At 33.2% G+C, this 2,394-nt stretch carries 4 protein-coding genes; all 4 read left to right on the forward strand.

What is annotated here, in order from left to right; translation table 11 throughout:
• Positions 1 to 394 (forward strand): hypothetical protein (locus ACMUOV_RS07815; protein WP_413854575.1); only part of this gene is annotated, 394 nt, incomplete at its 5' end.
• 23 nt (positions 395 to 417) lie between these two features.
• Entirely contained in the window at positions 418 to 576 is a 159-nt protein-coding gene (locus tag ACMUOV_RS07820) for a rubredoxin (protein WP_413854576.1), read from the forward strand.
• A gap of 264 nt (positions 577 to 840) precedes the next feature.
• Positions 841 to 2,019 carry an FprA family A-type flavoprotein gene (locus ACMUOV_RS07825; protein WP_413854577.1) on the forward strand — a complete coding sequence of 393 codons (1,179 nt, stop codon included), beginning with the start codon at positions 841 to 843 and terminating at the stop codon, positions 2,017 to 2,019.
• Positions 2,020 to 2,053: 34 nt separating this feature from the next.
• Positions 2,054 to 2,394 (forward strand): rubredoxin-like domain-containing protein (locus tag ACMUOV_RS07830; RefSeq protein WP_413854578.1); only part of this gene is annotated, 341 nt, incomplete at its 3' end.

Consider the following 2,394-nt stretch of genomic DNA (forward strand, 5'->3'; position numbering starts at 1 on the left):
AAAAATTATAACATCTATAGGAAACTTCAATTTATACGATGCAACATGGTTTTCTGCAAATGATATAGAACAACAGTTGATACTAATTCACCTTATATGTCAATTGGTTTCACCGGTCGGTATAATTTTACTTGCCGCTGCTTTTGTCCGTCACAGAAGGCATAATTATATGTTGGGACATATTTATACCAATATGAAAACCAAATGGAGATATTTGGAAACAGGGCTCATTATTTTGCCGCTTTCTTTTTTATTATCCGGTTTGGTTGCCGTATTTGGAAATTATTATACTTATTTATGGGTTATATATTTTGTCGGTTCAATAATAGCATGCTTGTTTTTGGCATACAGCGTTAAACTTGCACCGAGGGAAAAACCTTCGGATTTACAATAAAATAAATTTTAACGGAGAAAAAAATGGAAAAATTCAAATGCACAATTTGCGGTTATGAGTATGACCCTGCAAAAGGAGATCCGGATAACGGAATACCTGCAGGAACTCCTTTTGATAAATTACCGGAAGGTTGGGTATGCCCTGTTTGCCAAGTAGGCAAAGATTCTTTTGAAAAAATTTAAGAAAATTTTTTGTATTTTAAAATTTCTCTTTCTTGCACTCAGTGTCGCCATTCGTTTGAAATTTTTAAAGCCGTGCGATAACTCCAAATTTTTGGAAGACCTAATGTAACCAAAAATTTCTCTACATATCGCACTAAAAAACTAATAGAATTTATAGTTTTTTACTCTAAAATTTTCTGCACTCATAAGCGGCGACAAGTCGTGCTTCAAAAGAAAATTTTAAAATATTAGTGATTGTTAATTTTTAATTTTTAAGGAAATAGGATGAAACAAATAACTAATAATATTTATTCCGTCGGTGTAATCGATTGGAACATGAGAAGTTTTCACGGTAACACGTTTATAACAAAAAGCGGTGTTACTTATAATTCGTATATTGTCAACGATAACGAACCTGCTTTAATAGATGTGGTTCATAAGGGTTTTGAAGAAGAATTTATACGGAATATTTCGGAAGTTGTAGAACCGGAAAAGATAAAACACGTTGTGTTAAACCATTTGGAACCCGACCACAGCGGTTCAATTGAATATATGGCAACCGTTTTAAAAAATGCAAAGTTTTACGGAACCGCAAAATTAAAAGAAGGTCTTTTAAAATATTATAATTTGAATATTGATATAACCGTCGTTAAAACCGGTGACAAAATAAATTTAGGCAATAACACATTAACATTTGTTGAAGTGCCGATGGTTCATTGGCCTGACAGTATGATGACTTATTGTCCTGAAAAGAAGGTGTTGTTTTCAAATGACGGTTTCGGTCAACACATAGCAACAAACAAAACTTTTACCGATGAAGTTGATACCGGAATTATAGGTAAAGAAGTTGCAAAATATTATGCAAATATTTTATGGCCTTTAGGTGCCATGATAGATAGAAGTATAAACAATATTTTAAAAATGAATTTGCCTGTTGATTTTATTGCTCCAAGCCATGGGCTTGTTTGGAGAAAAGATATAAGTAAAGTTATAGAAAAATATCTGGCATGGGCTAAAAATACCGTTAAAAACAAAGCGGTTATCGTTTATGAAACTATGTGGGGTTCAACAGAAATTATGGCAAGGCAAATAGCAAAAGCACTAACGGACAGTAATATAGAAGTTAAAATGTTTGACATAGCAAAAACCGATTTTGCTGAAGTTGCTTATGAAATGCTTGAAGCAAAAGCATTTGTTATAGGTTCGTCAACACACGATAACGAAATGTTGGCATACATTGCAGGTTTTATTCATTTCTTAAAAGGAATGAAACCTAAAAACAGAGTTGCAGTTGCTTTCGGTTCTTACGGATGGGCAGGCGGTGCGGTAAAAGAAATTACCGAACAATTATCCTCTTTCGGTATTGAAGTTGTTGCACAAGCAGATGCAAAATTTAAACCGAACAAAGAAGAATTGGAAAAATGTTATCAAGCAGGACAAAAATTAGTTGAAAAGTTAAACTAAGAAGATTACAAAGTGATTTTTTAATGGAGGAAGTATGCAAAAAGCACTTGTTTGTTCCGTATGCGGTTATATTCATTTAAAAGAAACGGCACCTGAAAAGTGTCCTATATGTCAAGCAAATTCAAAAGTGTTTACTTTAAAAGAAGATGCTTTAAAAACAAAAGATGATGTTACAACCGTAGGTGAAAGCTATAAAAAACATCTCCCGGTAATTTCGGTAAACAATGTAAGTGAAAATGTTTGGGAAATTAAAGCAACCATAGGCGAACTTGAACACCCTATGTTGCCTGAACATTATATTACAAGCATAACTTTTTATGTTGATAACGAATATATCGGCTGTGTTGCATTAACTCCGCAACTTAAACCGGAAGC

The sequence above is a fragment of the Candidatus Ruminimicrobium bovinum genome (assembly GCF_902760015.1).
Taxonomy (GTDB): domain Bacteria; phylum Elusimicrobiota; class Endomicrobiia; order Endomicrobiales; family Endomicrobiaceae; genus Ruminimicrobium; species Ruminimicrobium bovinum.

Excerpts from the sequence above, each read along its gene's own strand:
- ACMUOV_RS07820 (WP_413854576.1), top strand. The coding sequence starts at position 418 with ATGGAAAAATTCAAATGCACAATTTGCGGTTATGAGTATGACCCTGCA.
- ACMUOV_RS07825 (WP_413854577.1), top strand. The coding sequence starts at position 841 with ATGAAACAAATAACTAATAATATTTATTCCGTCGGTGTAATCGATTGG.